Origin of the sequence: Alicyclobacillus vulcanalis (assembly GCF_900156755.1) — a bacterium.
GTDB lineage: Bacteria > Bacillota > Bacilli > Alicyclobacillales > Alicyclobacillaceae > Alicyclobacillus > Alicyclobacillus vulcanalis.
This window is the reverse complement of sequence record NZ_FTOO01000016.1, coordinates 1-15,758: the sequence shown is the minus strand read 5'-3', so window position 1 is coordinate 15,758 and position 15,758 is coordinate 1. Positions and strand designations below refer to the sequence as shown.

General features: G+C 54.5%; 13 protein-coding genes. 5 read left to right on the top strand and 8 right to left on the bottom strand.

Annotated elements, in window-relative coordinates; genetic code table 11:
• Positions 1-254: 254 nt before the first annotated feature.
• From BW934_RS13975 to BW934_RS13965, 3 genes are all read right to left on the bottom strand, one after another.
• Positions 255-902, bottom strand: coding sequence for a thermostable hemolysin (locus tag BW934_RS13975; RefSeq protein WP_076349152.1), 648 nt, complete (start codon positions 900-902; stop codon positions 255-257).
• A complete protein-coding gene (locus BW934_RS13970; RefSeq protein WP_076349150.1) occupies positions 877-1,785 on the bottom strand; it encodes a ThiF family adenylyltransferase in 909 nt (302 codons plus the stop codon). Before BW934_RS13970 ends, BW934_RS13975 begins: the two co-directional genes overlap by 26 nt.
• Positions 1,786-1,915: 130 nt before the next feature.
• Positions 1,916-2,692, bottom strand: coding sequence for an ArsR/SmtB family transcription factor (locus BW934_RS13965; RefSeq protein WP_076349148.1), 777 nt, complete (start codon positions 2,690-2,692; stop codon positions 1,916-1,918).
• 161 nt (positions 2,693-2,853) lie between these two features.
• Here BW934_RS13965 and BW934_RS13960 point away from each other — a divergent pair, with 161 nt between their 5' ends.
• From BW934_RS13960 to BW934_RS13950, 3 genes are all read left to right on the top strand, one after another.
• Entirely contained in the window at positions 2,854-3,798 is a 945-nt protein-coding gene (locus BW934_RS13960; protein ID WP_076349146.1) for a DNA-3-methyladenine glycosylase family protein, read from the top strand.
• Positions 3,799-4,983, top strand: a complete 1,185-nt coding sequence (locus tag BW934_RS13955) for an MFS transporter (protein WP_084182632.1) — start codon at positions 3,799-3,801, stop codon at positions 4,981-4,983.
• 206 nt (positions 4,984-5,189) lie between these two features.
• The gene (locus BW934_RS13950; RefSeq protein WP_076349144.1) at positions 5,190-6,581 is read left to right on the top strand and encodes an IS1182 family transposase; all 1,392 of its coding nucleotides are present in this window, start codon (positions 5,190-5,192) and stop codon (positions 6,579-6,581) included.
• A 125-nt stretch (positions 6,582-6,706) separates the two neighbouring features.
• Here BW934_RS13950 and BW934_RS13945 read toward each other — a convergent pair whose 3' ends face one another.
• On the bottom strand, positions 6,707-7,528 hold the full coding sequence (locus BW934_RS13945) for an MBL fold metallo-hydrolase (RefSeq protein ID WP_076349142.1): 822 nt from the start codon (positions 7,526-7,528) through the stop codon (positions 6,707-6,709).
• Between the two features lie 5 nt (positions 7,529-7,533).
• The gene (locus BW934_RS13940; protein WP_084182630.1) at positions 7,534-8,295 is read right to left on the bottom strand and encodes an ornithine cyclodeaminase family protein; all 762 of its coding nucleotides are present in this window, start codon (positions 8,293-8,295) and stop codon (positions 7,534-7,536) included.
• A 488-nt stretch (positions 8,296-8,783) separates the two neighbouring features.
• Between BW934_RS13940 and BW934_RS13935 the strand changes: the two genes are divergently transcribed.
• Together BW934_RS13935 and BW934_RS13930 are read left to right on the top strand one after the other, a co-directional pair.
• Positions 8,784-10,337 (top strand): GAF domain-containing sensor histidine kinase, encoded by a 1,554-nt coding sequence (locus BW934_RS13935; RefSeq protein ID WP_084182629.1) that lies wholly within the window; start codon positions 8,784-8,786, stop codon positions 10,335-10,337.
• A gap of 1 nt (position 10,338) precedes the next feature.
• A complete protein-coding gene (locus tag BW934_RS13930) occupies positions 10,339-10,971 on the top strand; it encodes a response regulator (RefSeq protein ID WP_076349138.1) in 633 nt (210 codons plus the stop codon).
• Between the two features lie 149 nt (positions 10,972-11,120).
• Here the strand turns inward: BW934_RS13930 and BW934_RS13925 are convergent, their stop codons facing one another.
• From BW934_RS13925 to BW934_RS13915, 3 genes are all read right to left on the bottom strand, one after another.
• Positions 11,121-12,437: an MFS transporter gene (locus BW934_RS13925; RefSeq protein WP_234969839.1), complete on the bottom strand. Its 1,317-nt coding sequence runs from the start codon at positions 12,435-12,437 to the stop codon at positions 11,121-11,123.
• A gap of 545 nt (positions 12,438-12,982) precedes the next feature.
• Complete coding sequence (locus BW934_RS15125; RefSeq protein ID WP_200805766.1) at positions 12,983-13,999, bottom strand: hypothetical protein; 1,017 nt, start codon at positions 13,997-13,999, stop codon at positions 12,983-12,985.
• A gap of 237 nt (positions 14,000-14,236) precedes the next feature.
• A complete protein-coding gene (locus BW934_RS13915; protein WP_076349136.1) occupies positions 14,237-15,400 on the bottom strand; it encodes a hypothetical protein in 1,164 nt (387 codons plus the stop codon).
• Positions 15,401-15,758 lie beyond the last annotated feature (358 nt).

The following is a 15,758-nucleotide window of genomic DNA, read 5'->3' as shown; positions in this document are numbered from 1 at the left end:
GCCAAGTTCACCGTTTTGCTGGAAGAAGTAATACCATGTGGAGCGTATCCGTGGGTCAATTAGTCGGACACGCTCCTAGTGGAACCAATCTTCTCTGACCACAGTTTCGTTCCGAAACAGAGTGGTTTTTGGAGTACCTATTCAGCCTACAAGAAAAAAGAGGGTGTTTCGGTCTTTATTTGCGCAAAAGCGCCAATGAAATCCTCGAATTACAGACCCCATTGTGCAGTTCATATCAACAAAAGCTTGTCCATCTAGCGTAATAAAATGATTTCACCCCTGTGTTCGCCTGCCAATTTCTTGTTGACCAGATCCCAAAACGCGGCGATGCTTAATAGTAACTTCGGAGGTTCTTCCCTGAAGAAGAATCCCCTCGGAGGAGTTGTCCATTCCATGTCATTTTCTACGCCCGCCGCATTGACCGGTACATCCACAACCCAAAATGGAATGCCGTGGTATGAGGCAAGGTGATTGTATACGCCGGGATTGGCCCATGCAACGAGGAACTCCAAGCCACTTTCGAGCGCGTACGTAATTGCAGCATGAAATACTGCCCGGGCTGCTTCACGGCGAATGGATGAAAACCGCCCCAATTCACCCATTGTGTAACGGTGAGTATCCAGGAATGCTCTCATTCGGGGGGTGAGCATAAAATACCTTTCCGCCCCGAACTCTCTGTGATTCTTTCCTAGTTCCAGGCCTAACGTTGCTACTATTTCGTGATTTTCGTACGCAACGAACAGAATGTCAGGTGCATTTTTCCATCTACTACCGTAAGCTTCCTCATACTTGCGACCGCAAAATTCCATCGCTTTTTGGATTTCCTCGGCTGTATTCGCAATGCACACATTGATTTCGCGACTGGCTGGAACCGTTTTATCCTTCATGACAGTCGATTGCATGGTGAACACCTCCCTCGTATCGCAAGAAACGGCCCTCTAGAGTCATAGAATCAAACACCCAGCAATCCGGTGCTGCAGGCAACTTAGTAACGAAAGGAGCGTCCTCCAGACCTGCCACCACAAGTGCCACTTGTGGAATTACTGCTGCTTCAGCTATCGGAGGTGACGCTGCGTAGAGAGGAACCGTATGTTTATTCACGAACCAGTCATAGATGGTTTCAATGCTTGGGAATGGTGGTTTATTCGGCATGAACTTGGACAGTAGTCTAATAATCACATCACCTTTCAACGGCGTATCCTCCGGGATGTCAAAATACTCTTCCAACGACATACCTTCATGTGTCCATTTAAACAACGAAGTCCCCCATCCTATGCACCATGCGGACAGGATATATTTTGTTCGAAGTGACTCCCTGAAGGCACGATGAAGCGCGTACCGTTCTCCCAATAGATAAAAATCCATTTGGTCCAACACTAAATCGCAGCCGTTTACAAACTCCCGCGCGTTATCTTTGGTGATGCCTTCCGGGAAGATCTCGACCGTTACGTCTCCGGCTAGCTCGTATACCATCTGACCGACCACTTCTGCCTTATTCTTCCCCAGATTCGCCTTTGAAGCCCCCATCTGACGATTGACGTTCGTCCACTCAAAAACGTCCGGGTCGGCCACCTTGATGTGTCGGATGCCCATCCTCGCGAGCCTGACGGCGCAAGCGCCACCGATCCCGCCGCATCCCGCAACGCCAACAGTGACGTCTGAAAACCTCTTTTGTCGCTCTTGTTGCTCCTCGGGAGTATCTCCTAACCACGCAAGGTTTCGGTGCACTCGTTTCCAGTAAACCTCTTCATCGTATATGCATTCCAAGCGGATAAGCCGAGTCATTGCAATGAGCCCCCTTAAACTTCATTCGTTATGAAGAAAAAATCTGAATTCAACATCGCTCGAGTGATCACTTGTTTTCCCTGTCTCTCTTTCTTACCAACCTCCTTTCAATTCCGAATCTTAATCGTCGTTATTTCGGTATGCACAGAAATATGGTTGTCCTTCGATTCGCCGTCTTCAATACTGGAGTTATCTTTTCACGGGTCACCGCATACTCTGGTATTTCTATACCAAAGAGTGCTTCAAGTTCGGACTTTCCAAGTGTCGTTACTCGCAGTGCTCGTGTACCCGAAATCTGGACTATCCATCCCAATTCCATCATCCGGCGAGCAATAGCAGCACCAAGCGCTCCAGCAAGGTGGTGTCTACGCTCGCTCCAGTCCATGCACTTACGGGCGAAATATCTTCGAGCCTCCCGAACATCTGAAACATTGATTCCGATATCACCCAACCATCTCGTCCCCATCTCTGTCACGTGATAATCGCGGTCTCCGTCGTCCTGGAGATAACCTAATGTCTGCATCTTTTCGACCACGCTCACTCCAAGCTGGCCAGCAATGTGGTCGTAGCACATGCGTGCAAAACAGAGTGATCGAACATTATCCGATTCCTTCAAGGAGCGGACGGGTTTAAGGGGTGCAACGGCGTTGAGCGCTTCCAACGCTCTGGCGATGTACTCATTGGCGAGACGATAGTAGTGATAGCGACCATGCACCTCGTGGACCAGAAGCCCGCTATCAACGAGCTTGGCCAGATGTCCGCTCGCTGTTTGGGGTTTTATATGAGCGACTCGAGCAAGTTCTCCTGCTGTTAATGCTTCACCCCCCAAAAGTGCGGATAGCATCACTGCTCGCGACGGGTCGGCAATCAAAGACGCTATTTGCGCCAAATTCGGATAACCGTGCATCGTGGAACACCCCCTTTGAACGCAAAAAAAACCTACCCAAAGCATTACAGGACAACACCATCATACGACATGCATACTTCGGCGAAATCCGAAATGTCGTCGCCTTATAATGAGGCACGGATAAAACTTGGTTATTCAACATGAAGGTGGGTGAGACATAAGTGGAGCTTGTAGAGGAACACATTACGCCCGTATCGCCTTATAACTTCGGACTTGCTTTGGGATATCTGCGTACATCCTCGTCTGCAATATTGGAGCATATTAGTGGTGATCGATATCTGCGGGCGATTCGAGTGGGCGATCACCCTGTTGTAGTGGACATTACATTTTCAGGCCCGATAGACCAGACAACGCTTCACGTCAAAGTCGCTGGAGAGCGATTGAATGACGATACAATCCGAACGGTTTTGACTTGGGTTTGCCGCGTCTTTTCTCTAGAAGTAAATCCCGCTCCGTTTCACGCTCTCTATAAGCGTGATCCGGTATTCGGTATTTTGATAAACAATTACCGTAATGTTCGCCCAATCCTCATCGCCGATCCCTATGAAGCAATGTTGTGGACGATTCTTGGGCAACAGGTCCATACACGTGTGGCCCGGCGCATGAAGTGGTCTCTGGTTAGGCTCTGCGGTCACCCGCTGGAGTATGACGGGAAGGAACTGTGGCTCCTTCCGACACCCCGGGACATCGCCAACATGGATCCGTCAGACATTGAGCGCATTGGCATCAGCAAGCAAAAGGCTAACACGATTGTGCGGGTCTCATATCTGGTATCGACAGGCACACTGGACTTTAAAGAGCTTGGCGGGTTGGAACCTGAATCGGTGTACCAAGCTCTTACACGCATTAAGGGCATAGGCCCATGGACTGCGGAATGCGTCATGATGCGTGGGTTGGGCTTTGATGATGTGATACCAGCCGGGGATGTGGGCTTACAGCATATCGTTGGACGATTTTATGGTTTGGGTCGAAAAGCGACAGAAAGCGAACTGCGTCAAATTGCGGAAAAATGGAGACCGTGGCGTGGTTGGGCTGCGTTCCTATGGTGGTTTCAGCTGCAAACGGAAGCGTATGTACAGCAGATTGCGAGTGGAGAGAAGGAGTAGATGGATGTGTCCGGTTCAAAACGATTCGGCTTCGCGACGACAGGATTGATGCTCTGCGCCTTGATGATCGGCACGAATATCCCCTCGCCCCTTTACGGCGTGTATGAACATCTTTGGCATTTCAGTCCGTCGGTATTGACTCTTGTTTTTTCGACCTATGCACTGTGCATCATACCTTCTTTGCTGATTTTCGGGCAGTTGTCGGACGCCCTTGGACGGAAACCCGTCATGGTAGCAGGATTCCTGATTGCCGCTGTCGGTTCACTTACATTTGTGTTTGCCAAGAACGTTACGTGGCTTTTCATCGCAAGGGCGCTGCAAGGTCTAGCGGTTGGAATCGTAAGCGGGACTGCTACGGCCGCATTGACAGAACTCGAACCAAACAGCAATCGACAGCGCGCATCTCTAGTTGCTTCGTTGGCAACAGCCGGTGGTACCGCGCTTGGTCCGATATTTGCCGGTCTGCTTGCTCAATACGCACCAATGCCTCTACAACTGCCGTACCTTCTCAACTGTGTGTTACTTTTGATTGGACTGCTTGGGCTCCTGTTTATTTCCGAACCGTTGCCCAAAGATTTTCGGAAGCACTGGGAGCCCCAGCGGCCTGGGGTACCTCGGGAAATCCTTTCACCCTTTGTTGTTGGCAGCTTGGTGGCATTCGCGGCATGGACCGTCACAGCGCTTTTCATGTCTCTCGTCCCATCTTATGTAACTTCACTGCTGCATGTTAAAAATTTGGCCGTGGCTGGTTCGGTTGTATTTCTGATGCTTGGTTCCAGCTCCTTAATCCAGTTAACATTGCGAAAGTTAGGTAATCGAACTGCGCAGATCACAGGGCTTTTGCTGCTCCTGATTGGACTGGCTGGGATCATTGCTTCTGTACCTATGCAATCCCTTTGGTTTCTCTTAGTGAGTACCGTCATTGCAGGTGCCGGGCAAGGCCTTGCGTTTATGGGAAGCGTGTCGTTGGTCAACCATGTAGCGCCACCTGCGCAAAGAGGTAGCGTCTTTTCCACGATGTACGTTGTTGTTTACTGCGGAGTTGGGCTTCCTGTGATTGGAGTGGGCTTTTTAGCCCAGAAGCTAGGGTTGTTTTCCGCCGTGATTGTCTTCTCTGTATTGGTTTGCCTTTTAAACCTCGTCATGATTGGAGCCATCTTGCGGCTGAAAGAAATCTCTAAGTAGGGTCTGGTGAACGGGTTAGAGTTTGTCAGCGCGGTTGCAGTGAGGGCCTTCTGGATTCACGCAAGAACAAGGGACAATAGGATGCAGACTCGACAGTCCAAGTGCCTCACTAGGAGCGTGTCCGAGTAATCCTTGAATCGGATTCTTGAAGGGAACTTTCGGATCCTTGGCGAAGTCATCGGTAGGAACATCGGGGAGGCTTCGTCATGTCACGAAAGAAGTTCCGTGGTCACAACCACGATCAATTGCTCCTGTTACCTCCGGATTTGAACGAGTGGTTGCCGGAAAACCACTTGGCACGGTTTATCAGTGACGTCGTGGACCGATTGGATACGTCTGCGATCACCGAGCCGTACGAGCGAGAGTTGCGAGGCTATCCGCCGTATCATCCCGTGATGTTGCTGAAAGTGCTCATCTACGCTTATTGCACGGGAGTGTTCTCTTCTCGGAAAATCGCAGCGGCGTGTGAAGACGTGGAGGCCTTTCGTTGGCTGACCGCCAATCAGTGTCCGGACTTTCGTACCCTGAGTGACTTTCGGAAGCGGCATCTGCACGTGTTCAAGGAATTGTTCCTTCAGGTGTTGAGGGTTGCTCAAAGCGCTGGCATGGTCAAGATGGGGCATGTGGCGCTGGACGGGACGAAAATCCGGGCGAATGCTTCGAAGCACAAGGCGATGAGCTATGGGTGGATGAAACAAGAAGAGCAGCGTCTGCGTCAGGAGATTGCAGAGTTGGTACGGGACGCGGAACGGACCGACAAACGAGAAGACAAGCTCTATGGCAACACACGAGGGGATGAGTTGCCGGAGGCGCTGGCCCGTCGCCAGAGCCGATTGGCGAAGATCCAGGAAGCGATGGCGGCGCTGGAAGCCGAAGCGAAGGCGAAGGCAGAAGCCGAGCCAGAGCAAGCGAGCGCTGAAAAAGACGAGAAACGAGATGATGACGAAGGTCAGTCTGGCGGCAAGAAGGGTCATGGTTCGCAAGGCCGCAGGTCTATGAAGGCCGTGCCGGAAGACAAGGCGCAGCGGAACTTTACGGATCCGGAATTCCGCATCATGCCCTCCAAAGACGGATTTGTGCAGGCGTACAATGTGCAGGCTGTGGTGGACGAAGCGTATCAAATCATTGTGGCGACAGAAGTGATCAACTCGCCGAGCGATGCCAAAGTGCTCAGAACGATGGTCGAGATGGCGAAGCAGAACACAGGGCGGATTCCGAAGAAACTCTCGGGCGACGCAGGGTACTATGCGCAAGAGGATGTCGAATGGATGGAAGCGATGGGCGTGGATCCGTATATCGCAACGCGGCGGCAAAAACACGGAGAGAACCCCATATGCCCGAGAGGACGCATTCCGAAGTCGTATACGCCGAAACAGCGGATGGCGCGTAAGCTGGTAACCAAGCGAGGACGAGCGATTTATGCCAAGCGCAAAGTGATTGTGGAGCCGGTGTACGGTCACATCAAGTCTTGCTTGGGGTTCGATCGCTTTTCGCTACGTGGACTCGCCAAGGTACGGGGAGAGTGGTCCCTGGTCGCGATGTGCCACAATTTGCTGAAACTGTTCCGATACGGGCGGTCAAGGATAGCGATGGCCTGACCCGGGCCCATCGCTGCCTTGGAGTCTGGGTAAAACGTAAGGTTGGAGAGGCCAAGTTCACCGTTTTGCTGGAAGAAGTAATACCATGTGGAGCGTGTCCGTGGGTCAATTAGTCGGACACGCTCCTAGGATTCCTCTGTACGCTTTAGGGCCGCAAGATAGCGTTCCACAGAACGCATGACGGCATCTTTAGCTCGGGTTTCAATCACGGTATCAAACTGCGTTCCATAAAGTCGCTCAAATGACAGAGGTTCCAGTTTACTACGGATCGACTCGACAATGGTTGCTGACAACGGAATCCGGTTTGGAAAGCTGTACATGAACGAGACGTGACGGCGGTCAGCCGACACAGAGAGTGTATCCCCCGTCAACAAGACACCTCGGCCTTGGGCGCCTTTCTTCCACAGAAGTACCGTCGATCCAGCAAAATGTCCTCCCACGTGGAATAGCGTACATTCCGAACCCAGCTCAAACTTCGGACCATCCCACAAGACGATCCGTTCGCTTGGTCTCATCACCCACTGTTTGTCGCGAACATGAAGATAGACACAGGTGTCGAATCGTTCCGCCCACTCAACCATCGAAGAGTAGAAATGCGGGTGCGAAACCGCGATGGCACGAATTCCACCGATGCCTCGAATAAGGTCAACCGTGACGTCATCAAGATACGAAATGCAGTCCCACAGGATGTTGCCTTCTTGTGTGCGAATCAACTTAGCGTGTTGCCCAATGGCGAATTCAGGCACAGTCTCAATGCCCCACAAATAGGGTTCGTGCTGATAGAACGCGTTTCGATATCCATGTCGCTGCATATCCGCGAGCGTCGTCCACCTTTGGCCTTCGCGTCCAACATACTCCCGTTCGTCTTGACAAATCGGGCATGTGGATGGGGGCAAATCGGTCTCTGGATATTGCGTGCCACAGGTCATACAGATCCATGCAGGCATAAGGTTCACCCTTTCCATTCGTTGCATTCTGTCGCTTCGCTCCGGACTCTGCGCAGGACTTCTCGCGCAAGCAAGACCTCGGTTCCAGCAAGACCCACGGAGAATAACACGCTGATCCCATAACGGTCTGGTTCCACACGAGGCTGCGTGGACAACAACTCCCCCAGTTCGATCACCGACGTCATCGAGACCGTGGAGATGTGAGATTCGGGATAACTTGTCATCTGCGCAATGGAGTCCGTCACCAATAACGTCGCAGCTTGAACCGTCTCACGCGGAATTTCGTGCGCTCCCACCCATTTCGGTCCCACCGTATGGATGTGTACCCCCGAAGCGAGCATGGTCGGATCGAATACGGGTGTCCTGCTGTTGGTCGCGCAGATGACGACATCGGCGCCTCGCACGCAACGCTCCACTCGGTCCGAATCCACAATGTCCCGCCCCAACCGCTTTGACATACGACACACAAATGCCATCCGCTTTTCAGCATGACGGCTGTACACCCGAATTTCCTCAAAGGGCCGGACTTGCACCGCAGCCTCAAGTTGCGTTTCCGCCTGCCTGCCCGTCCCAATCACAGCAAGCACGCGTGCGTCTCGCCGCGCCATGTACTTCATGGCGACTCCGCCAATGGCCCCCGTACGCATCTGGCCGAGCGTATCCCCCAAGACGATCCCTTCCAGTACGCCATCGCGGCCGTACACCGCCACAAACTGCTGCCCCTCCGGGGTGTCAACGCCCAGTGCAGGATACACTCGGAACCCCATGCATCCGTCGTCCCCATCCACAGCGCCAGCAGTGAATACGAGTCGCGCGCGGTCGGTTTTCTACGTGAAACCGCGGCGGAGCGTGGAGTTCGCCTCGGGCGTGCATCGTGAATGCTCTCTCCATCACGGAGATCGCCGTGGCCATATCGATCAGGCTCCGAACCTCAGCGTCCTGGATGATGCGCATTCGAACTCTTCCTCCATTTCCGTCACCACGAACTCCTTTGATCAAGAGTCTAAGCCAGCCCTCATGTCCGCGCATCGTACGAAAGTACGATCAGCAATCGGCTCCAGCTAAGCCGTTTACCGGACGCGGCGCAGCGTGACCTCCCGTTACGATCTCGACATCCAACGGAACAGGAGGCGACGCCATGCTGCATCCCTACTTCACTTTGCAGACAGCGAGAATACGCTGGCAGGAACTCAAGCGGCGCGTGCGGAAGTCATGAGTATCTACGTCACACACCTATCGCACGGGGGCATAGGCAATGTCATCTTCACTGGAACGTGAACTTTTGAGTGAGATAGCCAAGGAGCTATCCCGCGGAACACGAGTGGATGAGGCTTTGCCGCGCGTGCTCGCACGTCTCGCTGCACTTCTTGGTCTCAGGGCCGCGTGGGCGTTTGCATACGATGGTCGGCGTCGTTCGTACAGGCTGATGGCGTCGGTAGGCCTTCCACCAGCCCTCGCGCGGAGGGAGTGCCATGCACTCCGGGGCGGATGGTGCGAATGCCAGGATCAGTTTGACGCCGGAAACATGCGCGAGGCAATCACCATTGTTCATTGCAGCCGCCTGCAACGTGCGCGCGGAAACAAAGAAGGGCTCGCGTATCACGCGAGCGTCCCCCTTGTCAGTGCGAGCGCGCGCCTCGGTGTGATGAACATCGCTGCGTGCGAGCAGGATGCCTTCAGCCCTGAGACATTGCGCGTGCTCTCGACCGTCGGTGCACATCTCGCCACCGCCATGGCACGCGAGTGGCACGCAAGGCTTGCCGAGCGCCATGCGGCGAGCCTGCGCGAATTGATCGCGCTTGGACGACGGATGACAACGACAGTTCGCGAGGCGGATCTCTTTCAGACCACAGCCGATGCGACTGTCCGTTTGCTCAGATGCGAAGGCGGCGCCGTGATCGCGTCGACCGGAGAAGTGCTCGCCGCCGCTGTATCTCAGACGAGAGCGCCGCGATTCTACACCTATTGGCCCACGGAAGTGACACAGCAGATCCGCGCAAGTCTCCATGCCGTCGCCCTGCCGCGTGCGGGCGACCAAATCCAAGCCCCGATATCGCCCGAGGTCAGCATCGTGGCGGAAGATCGCACGATTGGGCGGTTCGACGAAACAGATCAGCGAATCCTGGAGGCCATCGCTCTCATGGCGCGCCACGCACTGGCTGCGCTCGACACACGCCGCCGGCACGCGGAATGGCGGGCGGTGTCGGAACGCCAGACGATCGCAAGCCACCTGCACGACTCCGTGAACCAGCGACTCTTCTCAGCCGCCATGTTCACGCATGCGGCCCAGGCCGAGATCGAGCGCGATCCGATGAAAGCAGCCCAACATCTGACGAAGATCCGACATTTGATCGACGATGCTCGCCAAGAGCTGAGGCAACTGGCCTCCACCCTACGCCACACGGATGCTCCATCGGTCTCGAACACGATCCAGCGCTTGGTACGCGATCTCGCCGACCTGCCCGGCCTCACCGTCGATATTCGAGCGATGACGCCAGTCGCGGACATTCGCCTCCGGCCTTCGGCGCGCACTGCGCTCTGCCGCGCGATGGATGAAGCCGTCCAGAATGCGCTCCGGCATGGCGCTCCGAGCCATCTGGATATGGCTCTGTTCGAAGATAAAAGAGGCATCAAGTTTGTGTTAGTCGACGATGGTCTCGGGTTCGATCCCGCTCGCGTCGACGGAGGTTTCGGACTTGACTCGATTCGACGACAAATCGAGGAAGAGGGCGGCTTCGTTCGTTGGCTCAGCAATCCAGGTCACGGCACACGATGCGAAGTGTGGCTGCCCATGCATTCGGAGGAATGATATGCATACTCCGATACGAATTGCGATGGTGGAAGATCACCCTGTGGTCCGAGAAGGCCTTCGCGTACTCCTTAATCTCGAGCCGGACATGGAATTGGTGGGCGAGGCGGAAAGCGTAACTTCGGCACTTGCCCTTATCCAACGCGTACCTGTGGACGTGCTCCTGCTCGACCTCGTCCTCGGCGAGGAGGATGGTATCGATCTCATCCCTGCACTCCGGAAGGCGGCCCCCGAGACGCGCATTCTCGCCTTGAGCTCGTTCACCGATCCGGCGCGCATGGCGCGTCTGGCCTCTGCGGGTGCAGATGGCTTCCTTCCGAAGACCGTGGATCCGAAGCATCTGCTGGCGGCCATTCGCCAGGTAGCCGCGGGACGCGTGGTGTTCGATCGCGCCATGTTGAAGGCATTGCAGGAACCAGACGCGGAGGAAGCCAAACGGTTGGCACAATTAACCCCCAGAGAATCGCAAATTCTTCGTCAGGTGACAAAGGGCCTATCCAACAAGGAGATTGCAGATCGATTGCAGATTTCCGAGCGGACCGTCAAAGCGCATTTGCAGCACATCTTCGATAAACTCGGCGTTCAGGATCGAACCAGTGCGGCCGTGCTCGCCATTCGGCACGGATGGATGTAGGGCTACCGAAGAACCCGACACCGACATTTGTTCTTGTAGTCATACCAAGTCCCACGAACCCACTGCCGACGCGGTTTCGTAGGACCTTCGGATAACTCCCGTAGATCCCTCTTGCCCAGGTACTACCTACAGCGGTGACGCTTTTCCCATCACGTCTCTCCGGACGCAACATCCAGACTAGCGCCCTTGCCGGTTTCGTTGCCGCCGATGAACCAAGCTATAGCGCCCGCAAGTCCAATCGCCCAGACCAGTGCGTTGAACATGGTGTATGCATTGATTCCGAAGTTCTGCGTGATGTAGATGGTCGCGATGTACAATCCAATGCTCACGAAGCGCACCAGCGCAGTGTAGGTGCCACGGCGCTTCGTCGGCCAAACCTCGCCCTTAAGCGTGTCCTCGGTCAAATAGCCAATGTTTACGAACACGTTCAGAACGATGAGCAAGATCCAGAAGAGCGCCAGGCTCTTGGACCAAGCCGGAATGGTGGCCCAGATCACAAGTGTCATGATAAACGATCCCAAGTAACCGATGAGCAACAACCACTTTCGGCTCCATCGATCTGCCCACAGGCCGAAGAAACCAGACACGAAGCCGGTGCCCGTCGCGACCAAAATGATGGCGGCGTTCAGTTTCGGGAAAAAGTGCGGTCCGAGCACGTACGTCATCAGGCCGAAGCCCGCTGATCCCGCAAACGAAATGGTCAGCGTGGTGAACAGCTTCAGACCCATACCGACCCGCTTCTGCCCGTCTTCGCGAGCTTGAGCCCGCTCTGTCGCCCGTCGCGCGGCTTCCTGGCGAGCTTGATACTCCTCCCAACCGTAGTACTTTTCGATTTCGGCGCGGGCGCGTTCGTGTTGTCCCGTGCGCTCGAGCCACCGAATCGATTCTGGCGTATTTCTCCTTGCGAAGAACAGAATGATGAGTACAACAAGGAGTGTGATAGCGATCATAGCGCGTTGAAATGCCACATGTTGATAGGCTGTCGACAACGCAACGAGCCCCAGGATGACGCCGCCCAGGTTGATAAAGTTGAGTTCCAGCATCATCGTCTTTCCGCGGTGCTTGTGCGGCATCATCTCGTGCGAGACGGCCATGATGGTGTTCATTTCGCCGCCGGCCGCGAACAGAAGCATCGCGAGGAAGAGCAAAATGAGCCAGTATCGATTGCTGAACACAAGTCCAATCGCGCCCAGGCCATAGAGTGCCATGGTGGTGTAGAAGGTGTTCTTCCGGCCAACGCGATCGGCCAAGGGACCGGCCACGGCAATGCCAATGATGAGCCAAATGGGTGACCACGCGAGTAAGAGCGATTGGAGCGACTTCGGCATTGGAACCCATTGAGTCGCGACACTCGACAAGCTGAAGATGTAGTTCTCAAGCAGCATCCCGAGTCCGAACGACCAGAAGAGCCAGCTGTCTGTCCGCGTCCAATGCTCTTCACGTGCAGCCTCCACCGAGTTTGACATCGCTTTCATCTCCTTTCTGCGAGTAACGATGTCATTTTACCTCTCTGTGGTTATTTGTGAATCGCTGACGTACGACGCGAAGTCCCAACGCTTGCCCCGGAATACGCGCCTGGACTTACGTCTTCTTCATTGCCACTGTTTTTCGCCATGTCGTTTACACAATCATCGTTGTGGTTCATCCTCTCTACACACAATATACAGATGGCCCACCAGAGGTAGATCTCTGGCGGGCTATGGGACCAGGTTTGCAGCGCCGCGCTCGGGCCGTCTAGTCAGCGAAGGAGACAGTCACTCCGAGGTCGACCAACCTTATTGGGAGTGGCTGTCGTCCTGTTTACGAACAATTTCTACCTTCAACTGCATCCACACTAGATGAATCAACGGTAGCGGAATGGAAAGTTCCAGTAGAAACCTTCGCTCCACGGGCCTCATCTTCCGGTACCCGTACAACACGTTCCGCAGGCCTCTACGTTCGAGAGGGAGGCTCGTGGTCAAGCAACGGCAACTATGGGTCAGCGTACTATCGTTCTCTCGCAGATCATAGCTTAGTAAGGAATCTGTACCGGATAACGATCACCAGGCAAGCCCAAGATGTACTGTGGTGTTTGCAAGTTGTGAACGCCGTACAATGACATCACCTGTGACGTTTGGGTCACTACATCTCCGTTCTGGAGATTAAGGGCTTCGTATGCGCCGGCGGATGGCGTTCCTACGATGACGGATTCTCCAACAAATTTCAGCACATCGAATATGGGGGTAGGGCCCCATCCGAAATACACCGGATGGTGGTTATAGCTCAATCCTATTGCGATCCCGTTCGGACGATCATCGTAAAATCCTAAAGCGAACGGTTTTCCACCAATCGTCCCCGTAAAGTCCTCTACATCATGAAAGTATTTGGATAAATAGGTTAGTCCGGTTCGTGGGTCACGATATCCATCGGGTACTACTGAGGAGATGTTTGCACCTGTTATTCGGACTAACGTACCCGTAAAATGGCTTGATGTTTCGTCAGAAGCTGTGGATTCCCCGGTACTACGTTCACCACGGGAAAGCTCCATGTCTACTCCATTCCATGTCGTGCGTATCCCGATTCGGACCAGGCTTTCCATCACGTAGTACAGTGGCACGTACGTCGTTTCAGCATGCCCCCACGGGTCTTTTGCCACCATTTTCGGCGCTAATTCCACCACCTTTCCGTCGATGCTAATTGCCATTTCTGCCGCTGTGGGTGTCCGTGCGCTGGGAACTTCGCGCCCCTCCACGCTCCAATCCACAGGCGTTTGAATCGACCACACCTGACCATTCCACGAGTTCTTAAGCCCCATTGCCTTCAATGCTGACTCTAGGTACCAGATGGGCATCCAACTGGTCTCTTGGTGTGAGAACGGATCTACAGCCACTCGATGATCCACGGTGCTGAACGGACGACCGTTGACTATGATGTGTGTAATCCCAACCGATTCCGCGGTATCGGCCGAAGCTGAAGGCATAATCATGAATTGCCCCATCGCTAAGCCGGCGCAGACGATACCACTTATCGCAACATGCTTCTTGTTCACAGTTCCCCATCCCTTCTTCGGCTTCTTGCGCTGTTCTCGTTGATGAGACCCACCTGTGACAGCATCCATTCTGCGCCTATGTCCTCAAATGCATCGCAAATAGGATTCCTTCCAATCTACCCATTCGACAGTCAACGCTTGTCACACTCTGTCCATGATGAGAAAACTGCCCATAAACACGCTTGCCCCGGAAGACGCGCCCGGACTCACGTCCGTGCCCATCTTCCGGGGCGGCGATTACCATGGCTCATTCAGCCACGCGTCCCAGTCGATGTCCGAATCGTCCACCTCATCGAACGCGTCCTGCGACGCCTCACGCGCAGGCTTTGGCTTCACCATGCCTTCTGGCCAACCGTGGACCTCGACCATGCTCACATCGAACTGCTTCTTCGATTTCATCCGCAAGACGGCCTCCAGCCCCTCGCGCATCGTCTCGTCGAACACGTACACGTCCGCGCCCGCGACCTGGCCGGTGTTCGGGACTTGGTAGCCGTAGATGAATTCGCGCCAGTTCCGCACGCGATCCGTGCTCCCGTTGACGTACGTGTCCACTAGTCGATACCGACCGTCCGGCAAACGAAGGAACGCGCCGAACGCATGCTGAGGTGGCACGCGCATCCGGTCGTCCCAGTCCACCACGTCCGCTTCAACCAGGTACTTGCGTTGTGCGTGTTCGTCATCATAGATCGCCTCCAGGAACCACCGCGGATGTTCCAAGAATGATTCCCACGGCAGTAAGTAGAATGTCCGTCCCACGCGCTCAATCGTCGACAAGTTCTGCAGTGCCACCCGATAGTGCTCTCGTGGCGCCAAGAACAGAACCTGCGACACGCTGCTGTTTTGGATGACGCGGCGGATAATGCCGCTAAGGATAAAGCTGCGCTTGTCTTCGTTGCGAATTCGCATAGGCAACAAGAACACCCCGAGCGTATAGTCGCCATCCCGCTTCACTAGCCACGCATGCAAGCCCTCGTCGCCGTTTTGCGGCAGCATCATGTCCCATTCGTCGTACAGTAGGCCATCATGCCGAAGCCGTATCAGCATCTCGACCATATTCAATGTCTGGCCGAGCATGTCCGCCGGCACACGATTGCGCGTGCGAGAAAGGCCCTCCCGTTCGCTCCATTCGCTCAGCGCGTGGTCGGACAGGCGCAACAGCGACATGATTCGGTTCCCTGGCACGACGTATCGGCCGCTCGTCACATGCTTCGGCACCTTGTACTGCACTTCGAACATGTCCCACCTGTGCGTCGTCAAGTCCTTCGCCGTCTGCCACGGTATCCGTAATAAACGCGCCGCCTGACCGTGAATCATTACACCCATCCGCACCAACGCGCGTGCCAGTTCTTCCGACCGTACCTCTGCCAGCGCCTCCCACGCTGCTGCTCCGCGCTTCGTCATCCGCGTGTCTCCTTCCAGTTCGCGTGTTCATCGCGGGCTATGTGCCTGTTCGCGCTTGGGAGCTTTAGACCCCGGAACCCTGAACGGGTTCCGGTCCCTAAAGCTCCCCTCGCTATAATCTCCCCTAGCCCTTCTTTTCGAGAGCAACATCGAAATCGCTCGGTAGACAGGACTTTTTTATCGCCTTGGTGACTGTTTGCGAAATAAATTTGCGTTTTTATCACTGACAGTCGAATGATGCAATGTGCAAACAGCCACGTAGAGGTAGTGTCCCGTCAAGAGGTGTAAATTCACCGTTTGTGTGTACTGTGTGACATCGGTCAGCTTTGTCCCGTTCGGGACGATATCGACCGTCTTC

Excerpts from the sequence above, each read along its gene's own strand:
- BW934_RS13975 (WP_076349152.1), bottom strand. The coding sequence starts at position 902 with ATGCAATCGACTGTCATGAAGGATAAAACGGTTCCAGCCAGTCGCGAA.
- BW934_RS13970 (WP_076349150.1), bottom strand. The coding sequence starts at position 1,785 with ATGACTCGGCTTATCCGCTTGGAATGCATATACGATGAAGAGGTTTAC.
- BW934_RS13965 (WP_076349148.1), bottom strand. The coding sequence starts at position 2,692 with ATGCACGGTTATCCGAATTTGGCGCAAATAGCGTCTTTGATTGCCGAC.
- BW934_RS13955 (WP_084182632.1), top strand. The coding sequence starts at position 3,799 with ATGGATGTGTCCGGTTCAAAACGATTCGGCTTCGCGACGACAGGATTG.
- BW934_RS13950 (WP_076349144.1), top strand. The coding sequence starts at position 5,190 with ATGTCACGAAAGAAGTTCCGTGGTCACAACCACGATCAATTGCTCCTG.
- BW934_RS13945 (WP_076349142.1), bottom strand. The coding sequence starts at position 7,528 with ATGCCTGCATGGATCTGTATGACCTGTGGCACGCAATATCCAGAGACC.
- BW934_RS13940 (WP_084182630.1), bottom strand. The coding sequence starts at position 8,295 with ATGGGGTTCCGAGTGTATCCTGCACTGGGCGTTGACACCCCGGAGGGG.
- BW934_RS13935 (WP_084182629.1), top strand. The coding sequence starts at position 8,784 with ATGTCATCTTCACTGGAACGTGAACTTTTGAGTGAGATAGCCAAGGAG.
- BW934_RS13930 (WP_076349138.1), top strand. The coding sequence starts at position 10,339 with ATGCATACTCCGATACGAATTGCGATGGTGGAAGATCACCCTGTGGTC.
- BW934_RS13925 (WP_234969839.1), bottom strand. The coding sequence starts at position 12,437 with ATGTCAAACTCGGTGGAGGCTGCACGTGAAGAGCATTGGACGCGGACA.
- BW934_RS13915 (WP_076349136.1), bottom strand. The coding sequence starts at position 15,400 with ATGACGAAGCGCGGAGCAGCAGCGTGGGAGGCGCTGGCAGAGGTACGG.